Annotated in this window: 27 protein-coding genes; 22 read left to right on the forward strand and 5 right to left on the reverse strand. The window is 42.1% G+C overall.

Annotated features, from left to right (window positions below; translation table 11 throughout):
• Positions 1 to 31 precede the first annotated feature (31 nt).
• The 19 genes from PQ461_RS04310 to PQ461_RS04400 all read left to right on the forward strand — a co-directional run bounded on the left by PQ461_RS04310 (position 32) and on the right by PQ461_RS04400 (position 18,201).
• A complete protein-coding gene (locus tag PQ461_RS04310) occupies positions 32 to 3,079 on the forward strand; it encodes a TAT-variant-translocated molybdopterin oxidoreductase (RefSeq protein WP_274208413.1) in 3,048 nt (1,015 codons plus the stop codon).
• 26 nt (positions 3,080 to 3,105) lie between these two features.
• Positions 3,106 to 4,578, forward strand: coding sequence for an NrfD/PsrC family molybdoenzyme membrane anchor subunit (gene nrfD, locus PQ461_RS04315; RefSeq protein ID WP_274208414.1), 1,473 nt, complete (start codon positions 3,106 to 3,108; stop codon positions 4,576 to 4,578).
• A gap of 2 nt (positions 4,579 to 4,580) precedes the next feature.
• Positions 4,581 to 5,117 carry a DUF3341 domain-containing protein gene (locus tag PQ461_RS04320; protein WP_274208415.1) on the forward strand — a complete coding sequence of 179 codons (537 nt, stop codon included), beginning with the start codon at positions 4,581 to 4,583 and terminating at the stop codon, positions 5,115 to 5,117.
• Positions 5,101 to 5,685 (forward strand): c-type cytochrome, encoded by a 585-nt coding sequence (locus PQ461_RS04325; RefSeq protein ID WP_274208416.1) that lies wholly within the window; start codon positions 5,101 to 5,103, stop codon positions 5,683 to 5,685. Before PQ461_RS04320 ends, PQ461_RS04325 begins: the two co-directional genes overlap by 17 nt.
• 12 nt (positions 5,686 to 5,697) lie before the next feature.
• Entirely contained in the window at positions 5,698 to 6,972 is a 1,275-nt protein-coding gene (locus tag PQ461_RS04330) for a quinol:cytochrome C oxidoreductase (protein WP_274208417.1), read from the forward strand.
• Between the two features lie 48 nt (positions 6,973 to 7,020).
• Complete coding sequence (locus tag PQ461_RS04335) at positions 7,021 to 8,229, forward strand: cytochrome c oxidase subunit II (RefSeq protein ID WP_274208418.1); 1,209 nt, start codon at positions 7,021 to 7,023, stop codon at positions 8,227 to 8,229.
• Between the two features lie 13 nt (positions 8,230 to 8,242).
• Positions 8,243 to 10,132: a cytochrome c oxidase subunit I gene (locus PQ461_RS04340; RefSeq protein ID WP_274208419.1), complete on the forward strand. Its 1,890-nt coding sequence runs from the start codon at positions 8,243 to 8,245 to the stop codon at positions 10,130 to 10,132.
• 87 nt (positions 10,133 to 10,219) lie between these two features.
• Complete coding sequence (locus tag PQ461_RS04345) at positions 10,220 to 11,287, forward strand: COX15/CtaA family protein (RefSeq protein WP_274208420.1); 1,068 nt, start codon at positions 10,220 to 10,222, stop codon at positions 11,285 to 11,287.
• Positions 11,277 to 12,140: a heme o synthase gene (cyoE, locus tag PQ461_RS04350; protein WP_274208421.1), complete on the forward strand. Its 864-nt coding sequence runs from the start codon at positions 11,277 to 11,279 to the stop codon at positions 12,138 to 12,140. Before PQ461_RS04345 ends, cyoE begins: the two co-directional genes overlap by 11 nt.
• Positions 12,137 to 12,721 carry a cytochrome c oxidase subunit 3 gene (locus PQ461_RS04355; RefSeq protein WP_274208422.1) on the forward strand — a complete coding sequence of 195 codons (585 nt, stop codon included), beginning with the start codon at positions 12,137 to 12,139 and terminating at the stop codon, positions 12,719 to 12,721. Before cyoE ends, PQ461_RS04355 begins: the two co-directional genes overlap by 4 nt.
• A gap of 22 nt (positions 12,722 to 12,743) precedes the next feature.
• A complete protein-coding gene (locus tag PQ461_RS04360; protein WP_274208423.1) occupies positions 12,744 to 13,454 on the forward strand; it encodes a cytochrome c oxidase subunit 3 in 711 nt (236 codons plus the stop codon).
• A gap of 22 nt (positions 13,455 to 13,476) precedes the next feature.
• On the forward strand, positions 13,477 to 13,824 hold the full coding sequence (locus tag PQ461_RS04365) for a cytochrome C oxidase subunit IV family protein (protein ID WP_274208424.1): 348 nt from the start codon (positions 13,477 to 13,479) through the stop codon (positions 13,822 to 13,824).
• Positions 13,824 to 14,525 carry an SCO family protein gene (locus PQ461_RS04370; protein ID WP_274208425.1) on the forward strand — a complete coding sequence of 234 codons (702 nt, stop codon included), beginning with the start codon at positions 13,824 to 13,826 and terminating at the stop codon, positions 14,523 to 14,525. Before PQ461_RS04365 ends, PQ461_RS04370 begins: the two co-directional genes overlap by 1 nt.
• Before the next feature lies 1 nt (position 14,526).
• Positions 14,527 to 15,099 carry a DUF420 domain-containing protein gene (locus PQ461_RS04375; RefSeq protein ID WP_274208426.1) on the forward strand — a complete coding sequence of 191 codons (573 nt, stop codon included), beginning with the start codon at positions 14,527 to 14,529 and terminating at the stop codon, positions 15,097 to 15,099.
• Positions 15,100 to 15,111: 12 nt separating this feature from the next.
• On the forward strand, positions 15,112 to 15,387 hold the full coding sequence (locus PQ461_RS04380; protein ID WP_274208427.1) for a hypothetical protein: 276 nt from the start codon (positions 15,112 to 15,114) through the stop codon (positions 15,385 to 15,387).
• A gap of 34 nt (positions 15,388 to 15,421) precedes the next feature.
• Positions 15,422 to 15,829: a DUF983 domain-containing protein gene (locus PQ461_RS04385; RefSeq protein WP_274208428.1), complete on the forward strand. Its 408-nt coding sequence runs from the start codon at positions 15,422 to 15,424 to the stop codon at positions 15,827 to 15,829.
• Positions 15,807 to 16,469 carry a DUF2461 domain-containing protein gene (locus tag PQ461_RS04390; protein WP_274208429.1) on the forward strand — a complete coding sequence of 221 codons (663 nt, stop codon included), beginning with the start codon at positions 15,807 to 15,809 and terminating at the stop codon, positions 16,467 to 16,469. Before PQ461_RS04385 ends, PQ461_RS04390 begins: the two co-directional genes overlap by 23 nt.
• A 13-nt stretch (positions 16,470 to 16,482) precedes the next feature.
• Positions 16,483 to 17,310 (forward strand): OmpA/MotB family protein, encoded by an 828-nt coding sequence (locus tag PQ461_RS04395; RefSeq protein ID WP_274208430.1) that lies wholly within the window; start codon positions 16,483 to 16,485, stop codon positions 17,308 to 17,310.
• 111 nt (positions 17,311 to 17,421) lie between these two features.
• Complete coding sequence (locus PQ461_RS04400; RefSeq protein ID WP_274208431.1) at positions 17,422 to 18,201, forward strand: metallophosphoesterase family protein; 780 nt, start codon at positions 17,422 to 17,424, stop codon at positions 18,199 to 18,201.
• On the opposite strand, the gene PQ461_RS04405 is transcribed toward PQ461_RS04400, so the two are convergent.
• From PQ461_RS04405 to PQ461_RS04425, 5 genes are all read right to left on the reverse strand, one after another.
• Positions 18,198 to 18,950, reverse strand: coding sequence for a peptidase associated/transthyretin-like domain-containing protein (locus PQ461_RS04405; RefSeq protein ID WP_274208432.1), 753 nt, complete (start codon positions 18,948 to 18,950; stop codon positions 18,198 to 18,200). The two genes, PQ461_RS04400 and PQ461_RS04405, sit on opposite strands and share 4 nt — an antisense overlap.
• Positions 18,951 to 19,013: 63 nt before the next feature.
• Positions 19,014 to 20,048, reverse strand: coding sequence for a hypothetical protein (locus PQ461_RS04410; protein WP_274208433.1), 1,035 nt, complete (start codon positions 20,046 to 20,048; stop codon positions 19,014 to 19,016).
• 63 nt (positions 20,049 to 20,111) lie between these two features.
• Entirely contained in the window at positions 20,112 to 20,327 is a 216-nt protein-coding gene (locus PQ461_RS04415) for a DUF2442 domain-containing protein (RefSeq protein WP_274208434.1), read from the reverse strand.
• Between the two features lie 124 nt (positions 20,328 to 20,451).
• Complete coding sequence (locus PQ461_RS04420; RefSeq protein ID WP_274208435.1) at positions 20,452 to 21,177, reverse strand: YebC/PmpR family DNA-binding transcriptional regulator; 726 nt, start codon at positions 21,175 to 21,177, stop codon at positions 20,452 to 20,454.
• Positions 21,178 to 21,315: 138 nt separating this feature from the next.
• Positions 21,316 to 22,266 (reverse strand): NAD-dependent epimerase/dehydratase family protein, encoded by a 951-nt coding sequence (locus PQ461_RS04425; protein ID WP_274208436.1) that lies wholly within the window; start codon positions 22,264 to 22,266, stop codon positions 21,316 to 21,318.
• A gap of 166 nt (positions 22,267 to 22,432) precedes the next feature.
• On the opposite strand from PQ461_RS04425, the gene PQ461_RS04430 reads away from it, so the two are divergent.
• From PQ461_RS04430 to PQ461_RS04440, 3 genes are all read left to right on the forward strand, one after another.
• A complete protein-coding gene (locus PQ461_RS04430) occupies positions 22,433 to 23,440 on the forward strand; it encodes an aspartate-semialdehyde dehydrogenase (RefSeq protein ID WP_274208437.1) in 1,008 nt (335 codons plus the stop codon).
• 183 nt (positions 23,441 to 23,623) lie between these two features.
• Positions 23,624 to 24,532 carry a LysR substrate-binding domain-containing protein gene (locus PQ461_RS04435; RefSeq protein WP_274208439.1) on the forward strand — a complete coding sequence of 303 codons (909 nt, stop codon included), beginning with the start codon at positions 23,624 to 23,626 and terminating at the stop codon, positions 24,530 to 24,532.
• Positions 24,533 to 24,603: 71 nt separating this feature from the next.
• The gene (locus tag PQ461_RS04440; protein ID WP_274208440.1) at positions 24,604 to 25,155 is read left to right on the forward strand and encodes a type 1 glutamine amidotransferase domain-containing protein; all 552 of its coding nucleotides are present in this window, start codon (positions 24,604 to 24,606) and stop codon (positions 25,153 to 25,155) included.
• Positions 25,156 to 25,248 lie beyond the last annotated feature (93 nt).

A 25,248-nucleotide genomic window follows, 5' to 3' on the forward strand; every position in this document is an offset into this window, starting at 1 on the left:
AAACTTAGCAATTACAGTTTATATAGCTTAAATGGAAAGCAATAAAAAATACTGGAAAGGTTTAGAAGAACTGAACAAAACACCCGAGTTTGTTGAGAAAAACAAAAACGAGTTTCCTGAACCTATTCCTCTTGAAGATATTTTAGAGGGAGATGGCTTAAAATCCAAAACTCCGCGCCGCGACTTTTTGAAGGCGTTGGGCTTTGGTGTGGGTGCCGTATCACTTGCTGCCTGCCAGAAAGTACCGGTACACAAATCAATCCCATATCTGATCAAACCAGAAGAAGTTACACCTGGGGTAGCTAACTTCTACGTATCAAGCTACGAGGGTAGCGCTATCCTGGTTAAAACCCGCGAAGGCCGCCCGATTAAGATTGAAGGTAACCCTAACGATATTTTTGGTAAAGGTGGCAGCTCATCTTCTGCACAGGCTTCAGTGCTTGATCTTTATGATTCAAGCCGCTTAAAGAACCCAATGCAGGATGGCAGCGAAACTGGCTGGAACCAGCTTGACGCTTACGTTAAAGGCCAACTTGCTGCTATTAAAGCAAGCGGTAAAAAAATCCGCATTGTTTCATCAAGCATCAACAGTCCTTCTACAATTGCTTTGTTAGCTGAGTTTACTGCACAGTATCCTACTACAAAACATATTAATTATGATGCCATTTCTTACACCGGCATTATCCAGGCTAATCAAAACAGTTTTGGTAAAGCAGTATTGCCGCACTACAACTTTGATAAAGCTGATGTAATTGTAAGTTTTGGCGCTGATTTCCTTGGCTCATGGATTTCACATACCGAGTTTAACCGCCAGTATGTAGTTAACCGTGCAGGCAAGTCGCTTGAGTCTAAAAAGATGTCTCGCCATATTCAGTTTGAGGCTGGCCTGAGCATGACAGGTAGTAATGCCGACGTTCGTATGCCGGTTAAACCATCTGAAGAAGGTTTAGCTTTGATCAGCTTATATAATGCTTTAACAGGCACTACTTTACCGGGTTCTAAAAAAGTAAGCGACAGCAATCTTGATAAAGCAATTACACTTGCTGCTAAAGAGTTAATGGCTGCTAAAGGCCGTGCTCTGGTAGTTTGTGGTTCAAACGATGTTGCTACTCAGATCTTAGTTAACGCGATCAACTCTATTTTAGGTAGCTACGGTACTACTATCGATCTTGATAACCCGTCATACCAGTATGCAGGTAACGATGCAGAGTTTGTTGATTTCATTGGTGAAATGAAACGCGGCGAAGTTGGTGCAGTAATTTTCTGGGATACTAACCCTGCTTACGATTACTTCAATGCAAAAGAGTTTAAAGACGCGCTTCACAACGTAAGCCTGCGTATATCTTTCGCACCATATCAGGACGAAACTGCTTCATTGTGTAATATCGTTGCTCCGGCAAGCCATTACCTTGAATCATGGGGTGATGAAAATGCTGCCGAAGGTTATTACACCATTGTACAGCCAACTATTAACCCGGTTTACAACACCCGTCAGCCAGAGCAAACTTTGCTTAACTGGAGCGACAATGCTGTAAAAAGCTACTACACTTATGTACGTAACAACTGGGAGAAAAATATTTTACCTAAAGCAGGCTTAACTGGTACAAGCGGTTGGGAAACCTTACTGCAAACCGGTTTTGTGAAAGGGGCTGCTAAACCAGCAGGCACTTATACTTTCGGCCGCGATCTTAATGCAGTGGTGCAAACCATTGTGAGCCAAAGCGGACAAATGGCTGCTTCCGGCAAAGGTAAATTAGAGCTTTGTATTTATGAAAGCCCTAACATCGGTAACGGTAAAAAAGCAAACAACCCTTGGTTACAGGAATTGCCTGACCCGGTATCAAAAGTTACCTGGGATAACTTCGCAGCTATTGCTATCAAAACTGCTGAAGAATTAGGTTTAGAAGAAGGTGACTGGATCAATATCACTGCAAACGGGTACACTATCGAATTACCTGTATTGTTACAGCCAGGCCAGGCACAGGGTACTATCTCTGTAGCTTTAGGTTACGGTCGTAGTAAAGCTGGTAAGGTAGGGGATAACGTAGGTAAAAACGCTTATCCATTCCAGATCTTCCGTAACGGGACATTCCAGTCTGCAATGGTTGCTGATGTTGCTAAAACCAGCACACTGCGTTACCAATTTGCACAAACACAAACTCACCACTCATACGAAGGACGTAACAGCGTAATTAAAGAAGCTACTTTAAAGCAATACGCTAAAAATCCTGAGTCAGTAGTTGGTAAAGGTGAAGGTAAAGAAGTTTACAGCCTTTGGGACGAGTACCAACGCCCTGCTTATAACTGGGTAATGGCTATCGACCTTAACGCTTGTACCGGTTGCGGTAGCTGCGTTGTGGCTTGTACAGCTGAAAACAACGTTCCGGTTGTAGGCCGCGATGAGGTTCGTAACCGTCGTGAAATGCACTGGATCCGTATAGACCGTTACTATAGCTTTAATGATAAAGGTAAAGTTGTAACCGAAGAACACGAAATCAACAAGTTAGAAGATTTCGATCAGGTTGCAGTTACTTACCAACCAATGCTTTGCCAGCATTGCGACCACGCACCTTGCGAAACTGTATGTCCGGTATTGGCAACAACCCACTCATCAGAGGGTTTAAACCAAATGACTTATAACCGTTGCGTTGGTACACGTTATTGTGCTAACAACTGTCCGTACAAAGTGCGCCGCTTTAACTGGTTCAACTACTGGAACGACTATCGTTTTGAAAACTACATGCAAAATGAATACACTGAGCTTGTATTAAATCCAGATGTTACTACCCGTTTCCGTGGTGTAATGGAGAAATGCAGCATGTGTGCTCAGCGTATCCAGGCTGGTAAATTAAAAGCCAAATTAGAGAAACGCCCTGTAGTTGACGGCGAGATCAAAATGGCTTGTGAGCAGTCTTGCCCAACTAATGCCATTGTATTCGGTAACTTAAATGATCCAAACTCTGCAGTGTCAAAAGCATTAAAGAGCGACAGAACTTACTACGTACTTGAAGAGCTTAACACTCAGCCAGGTATCGGTTATCAGGCAAGAATTAGAAATACAACTGAATTAGAGGCTTAATTTTTACAACAGAGATATAATTATATATGGCATCTCACAGTGAATCAATAATCAGGGAACCGTTAGTAACGGGTAAGAACATCACTTACGGCCGTGTTACTAACGAGGTTTTGTTCCCGGTAGAAAACAAACCCAACAAAGCCTGGTGGATCGGCTTTACTGTAGCCTCAATCGGCGCATGTTTATGGCTGTTCGCCATCAGCATGACATTCTGGTATGGCCTTGGCGAGTGGGGTTTGAATAAAACAGTGGGCTGGGCATGGGATATCACCGGCTTCGTATGGTGGGTAGGTATCGGTCACGCCGGTACGCTGATCTCTGCGGTATTGTTACTGTTCCGTCAAAACTGGCGTAACTCAATTAACCGTGCAGCAGAAGCGATGACCATCTTTGCGGTTATCTGTGCAGCAACCTACATCGTAGCGCACATGGGCCGTCCGTGGTTAGCTTATTACTGTTTACCTCTTCCAAACCAGTATGGTTCTTTATGGGTAAACTGGAACTCGGCACTGATGATGGACGTGTTCGCGATCTCTACTTACTTCTCGGTATCATTAGTTTTCTGGTATACCGGTTTATTACCAGATATCGCAGCTATCCGTGACCGTGCTAAAGGCCTTCGCCAAAAAATTTACTCTGTACTTTCATTCGGCTGGACAGGTTCAGTAAAAACCTGGCAGCGTTTTGAAACTGTATCATTAATATTAGCAGGTATCTCTACTCCGCTGGTACTTTCGGTACACACCATTGTATCATTTGACTTTGCTACCTCATTAGAACCAGGATGGCACACTACCATCTTCCCGCCATACTTCGTTGCGGGTGCGATCTTCTCAGGTTTCGCAATGGTACAAACCCTGTTACTGGTTGTACGCAAGGTATTAGGTTTAGAGAATTACATTACCATGTTCCACATTGAAGCCATGAACAAGATTATCCTTGTTACCGGTTCAATTGTAGGTGTGGCTTATTTAACCGAGTTCTTTATCGCATGGTACTCTGGAGGCGAATATGAGCAGTATACTTTCTTAAACCGTTTCATCGGTCCATACTGGTGGGCAGGTTGTATGATGTATGGCTGTAACATCCTGATGACGCAGCTGATGTGGTTCAGAAAAGTTAGGATAAACATCCCGATCTCATGGGCGTTGTCAATCATCGTGAACATCGGTATGTGGTTCGAGCGTTTTGTAATTATCGTTACTTCTCTTCACCGCGACTTCGTTCCTTCAAGCTGGGCTATGTTCTACCCAACCTGGGTTGACGTATCAGTGTTCATCGGTTCAATCGGTATCTTCTTTACCTTGTTCTTATTGTTCATCCGTGTATTGCCATCAGTGGCTATCGCTGAGGTGAAACTATTGCTTAAATCATCAAGCGAGCAGGCTAAGAAAGAACAAATTGAGCATGGTCACCTTGATCCTGAACAAGTAGAGTTCTATAAACAATCATTAACTAAATTCGACAGCGTTGAGCTTGCCGACTACGATAAAGTATAACCATGAGCAGCACTAAAATGATATTGGGTCTGTTTGATGACCCGGATGAAATGATGCACGGGATAGATCTACTGCAAAAAAACAGTGTGCCGATCTATGATGTGTATACTCCTATGCCTATCCACGGTATTGAGGATAAATTAGGTGTTAAAGAATCACGTTTAGGCTACGCAGCATTTTGCTTTGGATGTTTAGGCGGAAGCATCATCTTCAGTTTGGTTTACTATACGTTAGTACATGACTGGCCGATGAATATAGGTGGCAAACCACACTTCGCTATTCCTGACTTTGTTCCTTTCACTTTCGAATGGACCATCCTTTGGACAGCGTTTGGTATGACACTTTCCTTCTTCTTTGCATCGCACCTTTTCCCCGGCCGTACACCACGTGTGATGGACCTGCGTGCAACCGACGACCGCTTTGTAGTGGCAATTGACGCAAAAGGCAACGTGCCTCATGATGACATTACCAGAATCTTACAAGAGGCTGGTGCAGTAGAAATTAAGCATAACGACAGAAAATATGTTAGCTATGAATAAATTTAGAGTATTAGGTGCTTCGGCGATAGCTATTGTTGCTGCCATTTGCGTTACCTCGTGTAAAGATAAAGCGAGTACCGGATGGGAGTATGCACCTAATATGTACGAACATATCGCTTACGACCCGGATCAAAAAAATCCAAACTTTAAAGACGGCAAAACCGCTCAGGTTCCTCCTGCAGGTACTATCCCGGTTGGTTTTACCCGTTTTGACTATCCAAACACTAAAGATGGTTACACACAGGCAGGTGCCGAAGTAGCTAACCCGCTGGCAAATAATAAAGCGAACTTTGAAGAGGGCAAGGTATTATTCCTGCACTTCTGTTCACCATGCCACGGCGAAAACGGCCAGGGTGATGGTTTAGTTACCCAGCACGGTTACCCACCGCCGCCATCATACTCTAAAGGACAATCATCTCGTGGTGGTGCAATGAAAGATCTTACAGACGGTAAAATATACCATACTATTACTTACGGTGTAAACGCGATGGGTTCATACGCATCACAATTAGCTCCTGAAGAACGCTGGAAGGTCGTTTTATATATTCACCATTTACAAACCTTATAAGATTTTAGATTAATGAAAACTGAATATAGTTTTGACGAACGTTTCGAGTTTGCAGGTAGGGCAAAAACCTGGAGCCTCATCGCTATAGTTATAGGTGTAATTGGCATACTATACGGCTTTTTCCTTGACCATGGTGATCTGGGCGTACAACGTACCTTCTCAAACTTGCTTTTAATGAGCTATTACTTTGTGTGTGTATGTATTTGCGGCGCATTCTTTATAGCTTATAATTATCTTGCTCAAGCTGGCTGGCAGGCTGGTATATCAAGAATTCCACAGGCATTTATCAAAGTGCTTCCTGTAGCTGCAGTAATATTTGTTTTAGTAGCTGCTGCCGGTTTATTCACTACACATAAAGTAGTTGAAGAAGGCCATACTGTTGAAGCACCTTATTTATATGCACACTGGGCCACTAAAGGTTTAACTACCGTGGGCAGCGAAAACTATGACCCTATCATTGCCGGTAAGTCATCTTTACTCAACCCAAGCGCTTATTTCCTTGTAGTAGTTGTTTTATTGGCAGCTTATACAATTGTAGGCCGTATGCTGGTTAAGAACTCAGAAGCTGAAGACGTGGTTGGCGGTATGCGTAACTACAAAAGAAACTTCAATGCATCTTGTGTATTCATCGCCATTTTTGGTTTCACGTTCCCAATATTTGCTTTCGATGGCATCATGTCATTAGAGGCACACTGGTTCTCAACCATGTTTGGCTGGTATAACCTTGCTGCGTTACACGTGTCTGGTTTAGCAGTTATCGCTTTAACATTAATATTTTTAATTGAAAAAGGCAACTTTGGCTGGGTTAACGAAAACCACGTTCACACGTTAGGTAAACTGATCTTCGGTTTCTCTATCTTCTGGACTTATGTTTGGTTTGCACAGTTCTTCTTAACCTGGTATGCAAATATCCCGGAAGAGGCTGCTTACTTCTACAAACGCTGGGAGCCTGAATATAAATGGTGGTTCTGGTTAAACATCGTACTTAACTTTGTTGCTCCATTATTTGTATTGATGTCCCGCGATTCAAAACGTTACTTCAAAACAATGAAGGTGGCTTGTATCATCATCATCATCGGCCACTGGTTAGATTACTACCTGATGATTATGCCTGGAACTATTCCTCCGCATGATACTGCATTTCCTTTCGGTGTTGAAGAAATTGCTATATTCCTTGGTTTCGCTGGTTTGTTCAGCTTCCTGATGCTTACTGCTTTAAGCAAAGCTAAGTCTCTGGTGCCTACCAAACACCCATTCCTGGAAGAGAGCCTTCATCATCACATATAATATTGTTAAATTTGTAACTCAATTGGGAATACCAAATCGATCTATAAAATGCGATTCATAAATCTGATAAAAAATAATAAAGTACTATCACTGTTCAGCATGCTGATGCTATCCGGAACCTCAATGGTGATGGCGCAGGCTACCAGCTCAAACAGTACAGCTACTGCCAATGGCGACAGTTCGGCGCAGCAGGCAGGCATGTGGACCTCTGTGGGTTACTACGTGTTGCTGTTTTTGGTAGCATGTTTTGTGGTGGGTATCATAGGTAAAATACTTCGTGTATATGACCTTACCCTGCAAATGCAACGCAAAAAAGGCATCAACTGGAACCAGATCATGGCAATAATGTTCCTGGTATTCCTGATAGCAGGTTTAGCAGGTGTATATTATTCGTTTACTGTACAAGGCAGCATGATTTTACCAGAAGCTGCATCTGAGCACGGTAAAACACTTGATACCATGTTCTGGACTACATTTGGTATTACTGTAGTAGTTTTTATCAGTACTCAGATCCTGTTATTCACTTTTGCTTTCGTTTATCGCCAGTCTGAGAAACGTAAAGCATACTATATTCCGCATGACAACACCATTGAAAAAATATGGACAGTTGCACCGGCTATCGTACTTACAGTACTGGTAATCTTCGGTTTCTTTACCTGGAGAAAAATTACTAATACAGTTGATGCTAAAGGCGAGGTTGCTTCTATCAATGTTGATCTTACAGGCCATCAGTTTGCATGGGAAATCCGTTACCCTGGAAAAGATGGTAAGTTAGGTATCAAAAATTACAGACTTGTTAGCGGCAGCAACAAGCTTGGTGTTGATTTTAAAGATCGTAACAGTATGGATGATTTAACTGCTGATACTTTGGTATTACCGGTTAATAAATCTATTAAACTTAATATCATTGCGCAGGACGTTATTCATAGCGTTTATATGCCAAACTTCCGTCTGCAAATGAACGCAGTACCAGGGATGCCAACTTACTTTAAGTTTAAACCTACAATTACAACTGCTGAAATGCGCAATAAACTTGACGATGCAACTTTTGAGTATCGCTTGTATTGCAACAAAATTTGTGGTGGCGGTCACTACAATATGCAGAAAGTAGTACGCGTTGTAACTGAAGCAGAATATCAGGATTGGCTGTCTCAGCAAAAACCATATCTGAATGATCAACTTAAAAAAGAGTTGAAATTTGCAGATGCAGGTCAGCAAAAAGGCGGAAAAGAAAATAGGTTAGCATTAAATAATTAATTCAGGAGCTATTATGTCAACATTAGCAGTTCACGATCATCACGGGGTAGAACACCATGACCACGATCACGGACACCACCATAAAGAAACTTTTTTAACGAAATACGTATTTAGCCAGGATCACAAGATGATCGCTAAACAATTCCTGATCACAGGTATTGTTATGGCAGTTATCGCGATGATCTTATCTATCCTTTTCCGTATTCAGCTTGCATATCCGGATAAAAGCTTCCCTTTTCTGGAAACTCTTTTAGGCCGTTTTGCACCGGGCGGACGTTTAGATTCTAACTTCTATCTTTCGTTAGTAACCATTCATGGTACCATCATGGTATTCTTCGTACTAACTGCAGGCTTGAGCGGTACTTTCAGTAACCTGCTTATTCCATTACAGTTAGGTGTACGTGATATGGCCTCACCATTTATGAACATGCTTTCTTACTGGTTATTCTTTATTGCCAGCGTAATCATGTTAGGTTCGTTTATGGTTGAAAAGGGCCCTGCTGGTCCGGGTTGGACAATCTACCCGCCGCTATCTGCATTGCCTAAAGCAATGCCGGGTTCTGGTATGGGTATGACCTTATGGTTAACCAGTATGGTACTTTTCGTAGCCTCTCAGTTAATGGGTGGTATCAACTATGTAAGTACAATATTAAACATGCGTACTAAAGGTATGGACCTTTGGAAAATGCCTTTAACTATCTGGGCATTCTTCCTTACCGCTATCCTTGGTATTCTTGCATTCCCTGTATTAGTTGCAGGTGTGGTATTATTGATTTTTGACCGTAGCTTCGGTACAAGCTTCTACTTATCTGAAATTGTTGTACAAGGACAGGTAATGAGCTACGAAGGCGGTAGCCCGATATTATTCCAGCACTTATTCTGGTTCCTTGGTCACCCGGAAGTATACATCGTAATTATGCCTGCGATGGGTATCGCATCAGAAGTTATGGCAGTAAACAGCCGTAAACCTATCTTCGGTTACCACGCAATGGTTTATTCACTGATCGGTATTACTGTACTATCATTCATCGTATGGGGACACCACATGTTTGTGACGGGTATGAATCCGTTCCTGGGCGGGGTGTTCATGATCACGACGTTGATTATTGCGGTACCATCGGCAGTAAAAACATTTAACTGGTTGGCTACATTGTGGCGAGGTAATATTCGTTTTACGCCGGCAATGATGTTTGCTATTGGTTTAGTATCATTCTTCATCTCAGGTGGTATCACTGGTATCTTCTTAGGTAACGCAGCGCTTGACATCAACTTGCACGATACTTATTTCGTAGTAGCTCACTTCCACCTGGTAATGGGTTCTGCAGCTATCTTCGGTATGCTTGCAGGTGTTTATCACTGGTTCCCTAAAATGTTTGGCCGTATGATGGATCCTAAATTGGGTTACCTGCACTTCTGGTTAACATTTATCGGTGCTTACCTGGTGTTCTTCCCAATGCACTTTATGGGTCTTGATGGTGTGCCTCGTCGTTACTACTCATTCACTGAAATTGAGTCGCTTAAACGTTGGGTATCTGTAAATACATTTATCACATGGGCTGCTATTATGGCTGCAGTTGCTCAGGTAGCATTTCTGTTCAACTTTATTTACTCGATCTTCTTCGGTAAAAAGGCTACTCAAAACCCTTGGGATGCTACAACATTAGAGTGGACTACACCTATTGAGCGTATCCACGGTAACTGGCCGGGCGAAATCCCAACTGTATACCGTTGGCCATATGACTATAGCAAACCTGGTCATGATACAGACTTCATTCCGCAAACTACTCCTTATTCTCAAACCATGAGCTCAAACGTACCTCATGACTTTGAAGATAACGATGCTGGTTTACTGGCACATAAAGAGTGGTTAGCTACTCAAAAAACAAACGAAGAAGTAAAATAATAACCGACTTAAATAGTCTAATATAATTAGGGTATCTGCTCCGTAAACATTTACCGGACGGATACCCTAAGTTTTTAAAATAAGTTAATGAGCAAATTGTCGCAACGGAAAACTTTTAAAAGAATCAACCGCCTTGCCATTATTTCGCTTTTTCTTGTCATATTAGCCGGAGGCGTAGTGCGCAGTTCGGGATCCGGAATGGGATGCCCCGATTGGCCTAAGTGTTTTGGCAGGTATATACCACCAACCGATGCTTCTCAACTGCCTAAAGATTTCAAGCAGAAATACGTAGAGAGACGTATTAAAAAGAACCAACGCTTTGCCAAAACACTTGATGCTTTAGGCTACCATGCCGAAGCGCAACGCATACGCGAAGACAAATCCATTTTGGTTGCTGAGGATTTTAATGCCGTAAACACCTGGACTGAATATATTAACAGGCTGGTTGGAGTGGTATCAGGAATACTTATGCTACTCGCCGTATGGTTTTCATTCAGCTATTGGAGCGATGTTAGGCGTATCCCGATCTTAAGTATATTCAATTTACTGCTGATCGTTTATCAGGCATGGTTAGGTTCTTTAGTGGTATCAACTAATTTAACAAGTTGGGTTGTTACCGTGCATATGCTCGTTGCATTAGCCATATTGGCCATCAGTATGTATACCTATCACCTGGCACTTACGTTTGGCAGGTTACCGGCTAAGCCGAAAGGCATCATCAATGTACTCACGCTGCTATCACTGATTGTAAGTATTATCCAGATTGTCATTGGTACCGAAGTACGGGAAAATGTAGATGCAGCAGCTAATCGCCTACAAGGTTATCGTGAAGACTGGATCAATAACGCTGGCGTATCATTAGATATACACCGTACGCTGGCTATAGCAGTGGTAGTGCTTAACGTAATGTTGTATGGTTTGATCCGTAAGAATTACGACAGGCACTCAAAGCAGCAACAATTAATGAGTTTTACGTTCCTGATGATTATGCTGCAAATAGTTACAGGTATTGTTTTAACCTATTGGGCTTTACCGCCGATAGCACAGGGGGCGCATATCTTAATTGCAAGCCTGGTGTTCGGTGCACAGTTTTACCTGCTGCTTAATATCCATCGTTCGTTTACATTAAAGGAGGGCTCGAGTTTTGAAGTTTAAGGATTTTGTACAACTGGTTAAACTCAGGCTTAACTTCATGGTGGTACTGTCTGCCTCTATCTCTTTTTTAATAGGCAGCAAGGTAAACGGCAGCATCAACTGGATTAACTGGGTGATGCTGATCATCGGTGGTTTTCTGGTTACCGGGGCTGCAAATACATTTAACGAGATTATAGAGCGCGATTTGGACCGTATGATGAAACGTACATCAGACCGGCCTTTACCATCAGGTCGCATGACGAGCGGACAGGCGCTGGTAATTGGCCTGTTTATGGGAATATGCGGTACCTATCTGTTAGGCAAGCTTAACCTGCTTACAGGTTTCCTCTCCGTATTCTCTATTATACTTTATGCCTTTGCATATACGCCGCTGAAGCGTAAATCGCCTATAGCCGTTTTAGTAGGGGCAATACCTGGCGCATTGCCACCATTAATTGGTTATGTGGCAGCACACCCGCGTATAGATGAAATTGCTTTGATCTTATTCGGGATACAATTTATGTGGCAGCTGCCGCATTTCTGGGCAATAGCCTGGGTGCTTGATGATGATTATAAGTTAGCGGGTTTCAGGCTTTTACCTACCGGAAAACGTGATTTAATAAGTGCAATTGTTACCTTTGTATGTACATTAATATTATTACCGGTTAGCCTGTTGCCAACTATTTATCATTACGGCGGCTACTATGTGGGTGGTGTATCATTGGTTTGCAGTCTGTTGTTCTTATTCCAGGCATTTAACCTGATGCGTACACGCGAAATACCTGCCGCACGCCAGCTAATGTTTGGCTCGTTTTTATACCTGCCGATAGTGCAGTTAATGTTTTTGTTTGATTTTATCGGAAAAGTGAAATGATGGCGCAATTACAACAAGAAAAAGAAAGACTTAACCTTGCACCTAAAAAGTTTAACCTGTGGATATTCCTGTTCACATCGTTTATGCTTTTTATGGCTTTTACCAGTGGTTTCATTGTATACACCGGTATGGGCAAGGGACACGAATTAAATATACAATTACCAAACCTGTTTATTTACAGCACAGCAGTTATCCTGCTTAGCAGCGCAACCATGTTTATGGCTACTAAAGCCGCTAAGGGATTACAGTTTACAAAACAACGCGCTTTTTTATGGGCAACCATGATTTTAGGCGTTATATTTTTTGTATTGCAGGTGTTTGCATGGGGACAATTGGTAGACATGAGGGCATTTTTGATTAACCCTAACGCTTCTATCAGCTTTGTTTATGTAATGACAGGCGCACATTTGCTACACATTTTTGCGGGTTTGGTGTTATTGATAAACAGCCTGCGCAAAAGCTACAGAAGCACACCGCAGGTAATGAATGTATATAGTATGGATATCTCTTCTATATTTTGGCATTTTGTCGATATTATATGGATTTATCTCTATGTTTTTTTACTTTTGAACCAACGTTAATAACAATCTCTAATTAGTACACATGAGTACAGCAGTAACACAAATTGACGAAGTAAAAACCACGCCTTGGGCCGGAGGCCGTTCACCATTTTCGGTTGAATATGGTAAAATAATGATGTGGTTTTTCCTGCTATCTGACGCATTTACCTTTTCGTCATTATTAATTGCTTATGGCGCATTACGTTTTAGCTCAAACGTATGGCCGGCGGCTGATCTGATTTTCCAATCAGTACCAGGTACATCTATTTCACATGGTGCGCCACTGGTGTTTGTAGGTATCATGACATTTATCCTCATTGCCAGCTCTGTAACTATGGTGCTTGGTGTTGAAGCAGGCCATCGAGGCGATAGAAAGGCTGTAGCTGGCTGGCTTGTTGCTACTGTTATTGGCGGTTTCATGTTCCTGGGTTGCCAGGCTTTAGAGTGGACGCACTTACACAGCGAAGGTTTCTGGTGGGGAAGTATCCCTAAAGAACTTGGTGAATATTTCCATGGTAAAGAAGTATCAGCTACTTATACACAACAGTTTGCCAACCTGTTCTTTACCATTACAGGTTTCCACGGTTTCCACGTATTCAGTGGTGTGATCATCAATATCATTATTCTTGTAAACGTACTTAAAGGTACTTATGAGAAACGTGGCAGCTATCTGATGGTTGAAAAAGTAGGCCTTTACTGGCACTTTGTAGACCTTGTATGGGTATTCGTATTTACCTTCTTCTATTTAGTTTAACCTTATAACTGATTAAATATATATGTCAGCAGAACCGACACACGCTCATGAACATGGCGAAGAACATGCTTCAATGACCAAGAAAAAAATATGGCAGGTAGCGTTAATTTTAACGCTGATTACCGCTGTAGAATTTATGGTAGCTTTAGTACTGGTACCACATAACGTAATTCCATTACATGTAGCTAACCCTATATATATCGTTTTAACTTTAGCTAAGGCATTTTATATCGTAGCTTACTTTATGCACTTAAAGTTCGAAAAAGTAGGTTTAGTATATTCAATTGTAGTTCCCGTGATTTTTATTGTCGGCTTGATCCTGGTGCTTACTAATGAGAGCCACCACTGGGTTGATCTGAGAATAATCTAATGAGCAAAGCTACAAGCATTATAAAAAAAATTTTGATCCTGGTACTCATATTAGCAGTACCGGGATTTTTATATTATTTACTTACCGTAGGCGGTAAAAACAGGTACAAACCATTGCCCTTTTTCGGGCCTAAAGTGGTAGCTCAAACCGGACACAAGTTTCATGGTAAGTACATTCCTGATACCATATATCACAAGATTCCAGATTTTAAACTGACTGATCAGGATGGTAAGGAAGTTACGCTTAAAAGTTTCGACAATACCATTTTTGTAGCAGGATTTTTCTATTCGCACTGTCCTGACCTTTGCAGTAAAGTGAATGCTAACCTGGATACGCTTGTAAAAGGCTATGCTAAAAACCGGATGGTTCACTTTGTGTCCATTACCATTGATCCGGAGCGCGATTCACCTGCAGTGCTAAAAGCTTATGCCGGCAAATTTGCATCAACGGCCAAATGGCAGTTTTTAACCGGGGATACTTCAACCATTTACAATCTGGCCTCTAAAGGTTTCATGCTTAATGCAGTGCACATGGGTAACAATCAATTTGTGCTTGATGATAAGCTGGTATTGATAGATCAGGAAAAGCGGATAAGAGGATATTATTCGGGCTCGTCAGTTGCAGACATGACCCGCCTGAATGATGAGATAAAAGTTCAGATAGCCGAAGAACTGAGAAAAATTAAAGCCCCTGAATTATAACATGAACGATAAACTCATTTTCAGGCTGGTAGCAGCCATTTCGATATTTGTATTTGCGGTAGTGGTATTACTTAACCGGCATATCATTCCGGCACCAGCTGCTATACCTTCGTTTATTTACTTTTTTCCGAAGCTTAACGCCATCCTTAACGGAACTTGTAGCGTATTGCTTTTGATTTCGCTTTACTTCATCCGTAAAGGGAATGTCACTATGCACAAGCGGATAAATATTTTAACGTTTTGTTTGTCTGCACTGTTCCTGGTTTCTTATATCTTCTTTCACTGGATAGCTCCTGAAACCATTTATGGTGACCTTGACCACAACGGTAAATTATCTGCAATGGAATTGGCTGCGGTAGGCAATGTGCGTACTATTTATTTAATTATACTCACCTCGCACATTATACTTGCCGCAGGTGTTTTACCTTTAATACTACTTAGTTTTTACCGTGGCTTACAAATGCAGGTAGCCAAGCATAAGAAATTGGTAAGATGGACGTTCCCTATATGGTTTTACGTTACTGTGACCGGCGTTATTGTGTATCTGCTAATTTCGCCTTACTATAATTTTTAAGTAATTTGTATCATGAAGCACCTGAAATTATTTATTGTTTTGCTGTTTGTAGGTTTAAGCCTGTTACAGGTTAAGCAGGCAAAAGCGCAATGTGCCATGTGTACTGCAACCGTTGATGCTAACTCAAAAAGCAATGAAAACAAAACGAATGGCCTTAATAACGGCATTCTGTTTTTATTGGCTGCCCCGTACCTGGCAGTAGCAGTTGGCGGATACATCTGGTATAAAAAATACCGCCGTAAAGACGTTGAGCTGAATATGCGCAACGAAAAGATACACCTGAATTAATGAAGCAGCGTGAGCTGCAAACAATACTTATCTTATGGCACAAACGCCTCAATTTAAAGCATTAGTACAAGGCAAGTGCCCGCGTTGTCGCCGTGGCAGAATGTTTGTCGGTCAGGTATATGGCATAGGTACCAATAAAATGAATGATAGCTGCCCACATTGCGGCTTTCATTTTGAAATTGAGCCGGGCTATTTTTATGCAGCCATGTATGTAAGTTATGCGCTTAACGTTGCCGAGTCGGTTACGTTAGGATTGGCTACCTATATTTTAACAGGCAACACTACTTCACCCTGGCTTTATCTGATCGTTATTTTAGGCGGATGCTTTTTACTGGCCCCCTTTAATTACCGATACTCACGTATTATATTGTTATATTGGCTCTCGCCAAAAGTACATTATCAGCCACATCTGGATACCGATGATAGTCCAACACACTCTTGATTTTATTAAAGATGTTACCCTGAATAATAACCGCGATTGGTTTCAGGATAACAAACAGCGATATGAACAGGCCCGTGAAAATGTAATTGAATTTACAGCCGCTATGATCAATGAGCTTGGCAAAACCGATGCGGGTGTTACAGCTATTGATCCTAAAAAGGCAGTTAAGCGCATTTACCGCGATATCCGTTTCAGCAAAGACAAAACACCTTATAAAGATCATTTCGGTATTGGCCTTTCACCCGTAGGTGCCAGTACAGATACCACCGGTTACTATGTGCATATTAAACCTGATGGTGGCTCTTTTGCCGGAGGCGGTTACTGGCAGCCATTGCCCGAACATATTAAAGCCATAAGGCAAGAGATTGACTACAATGGTGCCGAGTTGAAAGGGATTGTGGATGATAAGGCATTTGTAAAACTGTTCGGTGATTTCAGAAACGGAAACAGCCTTAAAGTACTGCCTAAAGGCTACAGCGGTGATCATGAAGATATCGCATTGCTAAAACTGAAAGACTTTGTGGCCATGCGCGATCTTAAAGATGCTGATCTGCTTAAAGCAGATAGCCACAAAACAGTGGCTGGCATCCTTGCTAAAATATACCCGCTGAACGTATTTCTTAACAACGCTATTGCTTAATTACTAATTCCAAATGAAAATCAAATATCTGATCGTCGCCGTGTTATTAATTGCAGGCGTTAGTTCATGTAAAGTATTATCAAACAAGGCCTATAATGCGCTTGTTGCAGAACGAGATTCTTTATCAACCCGTACTACCAGCTTAGAGGCGCAGGTTGCGCAGCTGCAAGCAGATACGGCACGTATTCACCGCGCAATAGCCGATCTGAAGGGACAATACAATGCCCTGAATGATAACTATGCCCAGGCTAATAAAAAACTGGATAAAACTAACTCGCGCGTAAGCGAACTTTCAAGCGATCTGCAGAAACGCGAAGCCCGCTTAAAAGAAGTGGAAGATATATTGAAACGCCGTGACGAGGCAACAAACGCTTTAAAGGCAAAATTGCAGCAGGCTTTGTTGGGCTTTCAGCAAAGTGGCTTAACGGTAGATATCAGAAATGGTAAAGTATATGTGTCGCTTGCGGATAAACTGCTTTTCCCTTCCGGCAGTATCAATATTGACGACAAAGGTAAAGCAGCCTTAAAACAACTGGCTTTGGTATTAAATAAAGAGCCTGACATTAACATTGCCGTAGAAGGACATACAGACACTAAAAAGGTAATTAATTTAGGCCAGATCAAAGATAACTGGGACCTGAGCGTTTTACGTGCTACATCGGTAACACGTTATTTAACCGAGACTGAAAATGTGGATCCGAAACGTTTAACGGCAACAGGTAAAGGACAGTTTCAGCCAATTGATCCGGGTACTACACCTGATGCGCTGGCCAAAAACAGGCGTATCGAAATTGTGTTAACACCTAAGTTAGACGAGTTGTATAATTTGATTACTAAGTAATAATTAAATGTCATTGCGAGGAGCCTTTAAGGCGACGTGGCAATCTCAAGTAATAAACCTAAGGTGTGCGATTGCCACGCTGACGCTCGCAATGACAACAATACTTAGACCATGAAAAAAACGTATGCCATTATATCTGATATCCACGGTAATCTGCAGGCGCTGCTTGCGGTAATGAAGGATATCAAGACAAGGGAGATTGAAACTATTATTAACCTGGGCGACCATTTTTACGGTCCTATGGAACCGGAAGGCGTTGCGGAGATCATTCGTGAAAACCCGATGATCTGCATTAGCGGTAATACAGACCGTGCCATTTTAGAAAGCCTTGAACGCGACGGCATGAAGTCGCATAAGCCGGAAATGGAGCGTGTAAAAGGCGAATTGCAAGCCCGCAGTATCGAATGGCTTAAAACCTTGCCCAATACTACTACCATAGATGATGTTTTTTTCGCATGCCACGGCACACCCGAAAGCGACAACGAATATTTACTTGAGCTGGTAAATGATAAAGGTGTGTTTGTTTACAATGACGATGACCTGATAGAGAAAACGAAAAGTATTAAAGAGCGCATCATCTTATGTGGGCACTCGCATGTAAACAGGCTTGTATATCTTACCAACAATAAAATAATCCTTAACCCCGGAAGCGTAGGCCTGCCAGCCTATTTGGGTTCTGAAAAATACCAGTACCGTTTTGCCATGGAATCTATGACGCCGCATGCAAAGTATGCTATTGTAAAAGTAGATGGCGAACATGTCAACATCGAGCAGATAAACGTAGCGTATGATTGGAACCGTGCATCATCCGTAGCTCGCAGCAATGGTAATAACAACTGGGCACAGTTCCTGTTAACCGGCCGCATGCCTAAAGACCTGCGTGTTGATTAGTTCTTCGGCTGTTTCTTAAATATTGCGTACGAAGATTTGATGTATGTGTTAAGATCGTACTCGTTCATCTTTTTAATGTTTTTGTAAGTAGGGCGATACCTGTCCATAAATTGTTGCAGAGAATCACCTTTAAGTGGAACAAGGAATGTAATCCGCTGCTTTGTAAACAGGTGGTCTACATAGTCGGTTTCCTCATTTTTAAGCAGCACTTTTTGCAGGTGCGTAGTATTTTGCTTTTTACTCGATAATAGGCTTGCCACCTGCAATAAATTTATACTTGCCAACGCTGTGGTATTGTTAAATGTATTTGCATAATTATACGGGATGTACTTAGTACTAGCCTTCGGTATAAACATGTCGCTTACTGTACTGCCCCGGTAATTAAAAACACGCGCAAAAGCCTTACGGTTGCTGATGGAATCTGCGGCATAATTACGCGTTGCTTTTACCGTGACTTCGTTCAATACCACTGATAGCGGCTGGAGTCTTATTGTGTCAGGTAGCATGCTGCTGAATGCAAGCTTGTAGGATTTATAGCCATCATGCGATATTACCGCTGTGTCTCCCTTATGAATATTTGATATAGAAAACCTGCCGTTAACATCAGTATATCTTGCCGAGTTGGGATAAACAACCAGTGCTTCCGGTACGGGCAGTTTAGTTGCAGAATTCACAACAACAGCACTAAACCTTTGCGCAAATAGCTGTAAAGGTAGTACCAGAAATAAAGTGATGGAGGTCAGTTTCATGACCTAAAATAGGCATATGAAAGTTAACTGTAACGGATTTAACAAATATTAACAATCAGGTAGTTAGGACTGCGGCGGCTTAAACCGAGGCTTAAAACCAAGCTTAGGTGCAACAGGTGGTTCTGGTGATGATTGGTCTCTATCTTTGGCTTCCGGAGCGTTACCTGAAGAAGATTCCTGTTTGTTTTCAATAGGTTCTTGCTCGTCTTTTTTAGTAGTGGTAACACCTGCTTTGAACCTCGGCTTGAAACCTAATTTGGCAGGAGCAGGGAGGCCTTCCTCTTCTCTACTCTTATCTTGCTTTTTACTTTCAACAATCTCTTGTGGTGTAAAATGCTGATCTGTACGCTCGGGGCTGCCAACATCTTCCTGTGTTTGTTCTTTCTCTTTTTCAAATTCAGGTTTTACCTGGTTAATGTCTGCATCAGGATTCTGTTTCAAGATATCTGCTTGTTCAGTTGCTGCCTGGTTTACATCGGGTGTAACTGTAGCGCTGTCTTTTATACCTAACTCATGCGGAGGAACGTTTGGCGATTTTGTAACGCCAGCCTTAAACCTGGGCTTAAAACCAGTGGGTGCTTTTGGTGCTTCGGTAGGTTTTTCAGCTGTCGGCTCTTCTGCAGGCTTTTCCTCTGTTTTTGCAGTTTCTTCTTTTTTTGATGAAGTAACTCCGGCTTTAAATCGCGGAGTAAACCCTTTAGGTGCAGCAGTAGGCGGAGTATCATTTACTGGCTTCTCTTCAGGAGCAGTAATTTCTTCTTTTGGTGTTTCTGCTTGCGGCTTGGCAATTGTTGCGCCTGCACGAAAACGGGATGTAAACCCGGCTTTCTTTTCTTTATCTAAAATAGGGTCGGCTAATGATTCGGCAACGGCTTGTTCTGCCAATTGATTTTCTATAACCACTTTTTCAGCTTTAACTTCAGGCGGAAGTGGGTATAAACGCCTAAGGCTATTGAACCAGTATTTTTTGGTATGGTCAAAGCTTTTTTCGCCCATTAACTCGTAATGTTCTTTAAATTCGGCAAAAAGGCCGCTGTCGCCTTTTGAAAGGGCATCAAGGCTAATCTTTTTCTTTTTTAAAAACTCTTCGAAAGTCATGAGGCAATCAGTTGATTAGCTAATACTTCAATTTGCTAATACTGTTCAATAATGGCAAATTAACTAAATTGACAAATCAAACCCAAGTTTGTTCCACCGGATGCCATTTGCGGTTTGCGTCCAGTCATTACGCTCATCTTCATTCGCATCGCGTAGTGCAGGAAAGAATGCGAGCGGAAATACCTGCTGTTTACTATCCGGATGCTCAACAAGCAGCATATCATCCTGAAAGGAGACCTTAATGTTTTGCTGTTGCTTACGTGAGGTAAATAGTGGCATTTGATTTCGGGTTTCGGATTTACAAAATTTCGGATTTGATCCGAATAAGAAAAGATTGCCACGCTTCGCCAGCAATGACAATCTATCGTTTATCTTGACTCCTGCTTAATTCTTGTTCGGGTGCTTACTCCGCCATGTTATGATAAACTGCCTGAACGTCATCGTCCTCCTCCAGTCTATCAATTAGCTTAAGGGCATCTGCAGCCTGCTCTTCAGTTACATCAACAGTTGAAAGCGGGATACGCTCCAATTTTGCTGATTTTACTTCGATACCCATCTCTTCAAGAGTTTTCTGCATTTTGCCGAAATCCTCAAATGCGGCGTGAATAACTGCAACGTCTTTTCCTTCCTCGTCGCTTTCTAAAAAAAGATCTTCCAAACCGGCGTCTATCAATTCAAACTCCAGTTCTTCCAGATCACGTTCACCCGGATCAAAACGGAAGATTGATTTACGGCTGAAAATAAAATCAAGCGAACCTGTTTTACCTAATGTGCCGCCAACTTTTGTAAAGTAGCTGCGCACGTTGGCCACTGTACGGTTGGTGTTATCTGTAGCAGTTTCAACCAATATGGCTACACCATGCGGCGCATAACCTTCGTATACCAGTTCTTCGTAATCCTTTTCGTCCTTGCTTGATGCACGCTTAATGGCAGCTTCAACACGGTCTTTAGGCATGTTTACCGCTTTGGCGTTTTGCATAGCCGTACGCAGGCGCGAGTTAGCTTCAGGATTTGGCCCGCCGTCTTTAACAGCCATTACAATCTCTTTCCCTAAGCGGGTGAATTGTACGGCCATTTTAGCCCAGCGCTTAAACTTTCTTTCTTTACGGAATTCAAATGCTCTTCCCATAGTAATTTATCGTGATAACACTGATTATTGATGATTATACCGGTTCAACAATAAAAACAGGCTTACTAAGCCTGCTAATAAACCGGACTACAATATTACTCAGTGTATTTTATAAGTCAATAACTTAATCGCAAATAACTACTTCAGAACGGCTAAATTGTTCAGCATGGCATCAACCATTTTTTCAAGATTGTATTCCAGCTGCCAATTCCAGTCTTTTTGAGCGTAGCTGTCATCTATTGATTTAGGCCAGCTATCGGCAATGGCCTGCCGCGGGTCGTTATCGCTGTAGTTAATCGTAAATTCAGGGATATGTTTTTTTATTTCTGCCGCCAGTTGTTCAGGAGTGAAACTGATACCACCCAGGTTATAGCTGGAGCGGATGGTAATATTTTCGGCAGGAGCATCCATCAGGCTAAGGGTTGCACGTATAGCATCATCCATATACATCATTGGCAATGCGGTTTGTGCCGATAAGAAACTCGTGTAGGTTTTATGCTTCAAAGCCTCGTGGAATATATGTACCGCATAGTCGGTAGTACCACCGCCGGGTGCAGCTTTCCAGCTGATCAGCCCCGGGTAACGTATGCTGCGCACATCAAGGCCGTGTTTTGCATGATAATATTCGCACCAGCGTTCGCCTGCCAGTTTACTAAAACCATAAACCGTGTTAGGGTCCATTACACAATACTGAGGCGTATTTTGCTGCGGCGAGTGCGGGCCGAACACAGCAATAGAGCTTGGCCAGAAAACTTTGCTTGTTTTAAATTCAACTGCGAGGTCGAGTACGGAAATAAGTCCGTTCATGTTCAGGTCCCAGGCAAGTTTTGGTTTTTGCTCGCCTACTGCCGATAGGATGGCAGCTAAAAGGTAAACCTGGTCGGGCTGATATTTTTCGAAGACCTGGCGCAGGTTTGCCGGGTCAAGTACGTTCACTATCTCGAACGGACCTGAATCCCTGATGGCTTCTGTTGCGTTATTAATATCCGAAGCAATAACTTGTTCTGCTCCGTGAATATCCCTTAATGCCATAACCAGTTCAGTACCGATCTGGCCGTTAGCGCCTATCACTAAAATATTTTTGCCCATGCAATATGTTGATGGTGCAAATTTAAAAATTAAGTGCAAAAGCTGAATATGCGTTTGAAATTTTCATATCGAGCTATAATGGCTTGATTACCTACTTATATAGTCGTGATTTTCAATGAAATTTTGCATCTTTGGAATTCAGGTTTTATTTAAAAATAATTTAAAAATGAAAGTCGCAGTTGTAGGTGCTACAGGATTAGTAGGCACCAAAATGTTGCAGGTTCTATCAGAACGCAACTTCCCAGTTACAGAATTGATTCCGGTTGCTTCAGAAAAAAGTGTAGGTAAAGAAGTTACTTATAAGGGTAAGCAATATAAGATTGTTTCTGTTGAGGACGCGATTAAGCAAAAGCCTGATATTGCTATTTTCTCTGCCGGCGGAAGCACTTCTTTAGAGCAGGCCCCTAAATTTGCTGAGGTAGGTACAACCGTTATTGATAATTCATCGGCATGGCGTATGGACCCAACTAAAAAGCTGGTTGTGCCCGAAGTGAATGCGAATGTATTAACTCCAGAGGATAAAATTATTGCCAATCCTAACTGTTCTACTATACAAATGGTGGTTGCTTTAAAACCACTGCATGATCGTTATAAAATCAAACGTGTGGTAGTATCAACTTACCAGTCGGTAACTGGTACTGGTGTAAAAGCGGTTGACCAGTTATTTAACGAACGTAAAGGCATTGAAGGGCCTAAAGCATATCCATATCAAATTGACTTGAACGTATTGCCACAAATCGACGTATTTACCGAGAACGGCTATACTAAAGAAGAGATGAAGATGGTGAAGGAAACCAACAAAATTATGGGTGACGACAACATCCGTGTTACGGCTACTACGGTACGTATCCCGGTAATGGGCGGCCATTCAGAATCAGTAAATATTGAGTTTGAGCAGGATTTTGACCTTGCGGAACTACGTGATATTTTAAGCAAAGCTCCGGGAGTGGTTGTGGTTGACGATGTTGCTAATTTAAAATATCCGATGCCGCTTGATGCACACGATAAAGACGAAGTTTTTGTTGGACGGCTTCGCCGCGATGAAAGCCAGCCTAATACTTTAAACGCATGGATCGTATCTGATAACCTGCGTAAAGGTGCGGCTACTAATGCTGTGCAAATTGCAGAATACCTGGTGGCTAACCACTTGGTTGGGCAGACTGTAGAAGCGTAGTTGAGCGTATTGCCATTCTGAGCTTGTCGAAGAATCGGAGTTTCGATTTCGGACTTAGAATAAATAAAAAAATAAGTAACGTCATTGCGAGGTACGAAGCAATCTCTTATAAGCAGAATATATCTGTAAATTTGTGATTGCTTTGTGAATTGCAATGACGTTTTGAATATAACACGTTTGTAAATGATCTCCTTCAGTCACCGTGTATTTCTGGAAGTAGCTGCCAACCTGAGCTTTTCAAAAGCAGCGCAAGTGCTTTTTGTTACGCAGCCTGCTATCAGCAAGCATGTCAAGGCTATGGAAGATCAGTATAAATTGCCGCTGTTTGAACGTAAGGGCAACAGCATTATACTTACCGATGCCGGGAAAAAGTTATACGAATATCTGTTACAGGCAACGGAGATCGAACGTAAAATAGAATACGATCTGTCTGTATTAAGCAACCTTTCTCATGCTTCGGGCAGTTTGCGTTTAGGGGCCAGTACCACCATCGCCTTGTATATATTGCCACGCATATTGTCAGGATTTCAGCAAAAGTACCAGCATGTAGATGTGCAACTGGTTAACCGCAATTCGGAGTATGTGCTAAATGCATTGCTTACGCACGAGGTTGATTTGGGTATCATAGAGGTTGATAACAAGCTGACTACAGTTTCTTATTATCCTTTTATGAGTGATGAGGTAATACCGGTATGTTCGTCTAACAGTCCGCTGGCTGGTAAACAGCTTACATTGAAGCAACTGCAAAAAACGCCATTAGCGCTACGCGAGCGCGGCTCCGGAACGCTTAACGCTTTACTGAAAGCATTGGCTGGCCATCATATTATGCCTGCCGATCTATCTATCAAAATACGCTTAGGTGGTACAGAGGCATTAAAGAACTTTCTGTTAGCCGACCAATGCCTGGGCTTTATGCCAAGGCCTTCTATCACCCGGCAGCTTGCAGAAGGTGATTTGGTTGAGGTGCCTGTAGAAGGCCTAAAAATTACCCGCGATTTCTATTTCATTCGCCGCAAAGGCACAGAAGATTACGGCCTTACCAGCAATTTTATTGACTATGCGCTGGATTATCAAAAAGCTTCAAAAATCTAAAACATTAGCCAGTTGGTGCTGTAGTTTAATTATCAAGTTAAACAGATAATTAACAGTTAAAAGCTAATACAATGGCACGTTTAGAGAACAAGAAAGTAGCAATACTTACCGAAGAAGGATTTGAGCAGGTTGAATTAACCGAGCCAAAAAAAGCGCTGGAAGAAGCTGGTGCAACAGTACATGTTATTTCGCCTAAAACAGGCAGCATTAAAGCATGGGATAAAGATCACTGGGGCATTGAGATCACCGTTGATAAACAACTAAGCGATGTTAACCCTGATGATTATGATGCATTGATGTTACCGGGCGGTGTATTAAACCCTGATAAATTGCGCCAGGATAAAGAAGCAGTATCATTTGTAGCCACATTTTTAGAAGAAGGCAAACCGGTGGCGGCTATTTGCCACGGCCCGCAAATGCTGATTGAAACAGGTTTGATCAAAGGCCGCACTTTAACATCTTTCCCATCATTACATACCGATCTGGTAAACGCAGGTGCAAACTGGGTTGATCAGGAAGTGGTTACAGATAATGGTTTGGTAACAAGCCGCAAACCGGATGATATCCCTGCCTTTAATCAGAAAATGATTGAAGAAATTGCAGAGGGTGTGCATGCTGAGTAATTGCCCCACTAAAAATATCGAACACTGAATTTCCAATTAAGAACTTTGGAGTAATTAATATTCGATGTTCATGATTTAATATTCGGTGTTCGA

The organism is Mucilaginibacter sp. KACC 22063 (assembly GCF_028736115.1).
GTDB lineage: Bacteria > Bacteroidota > Bacteroidia > Sphingobacteriales > Sphingobacteriaceae > Mucilaginibacter.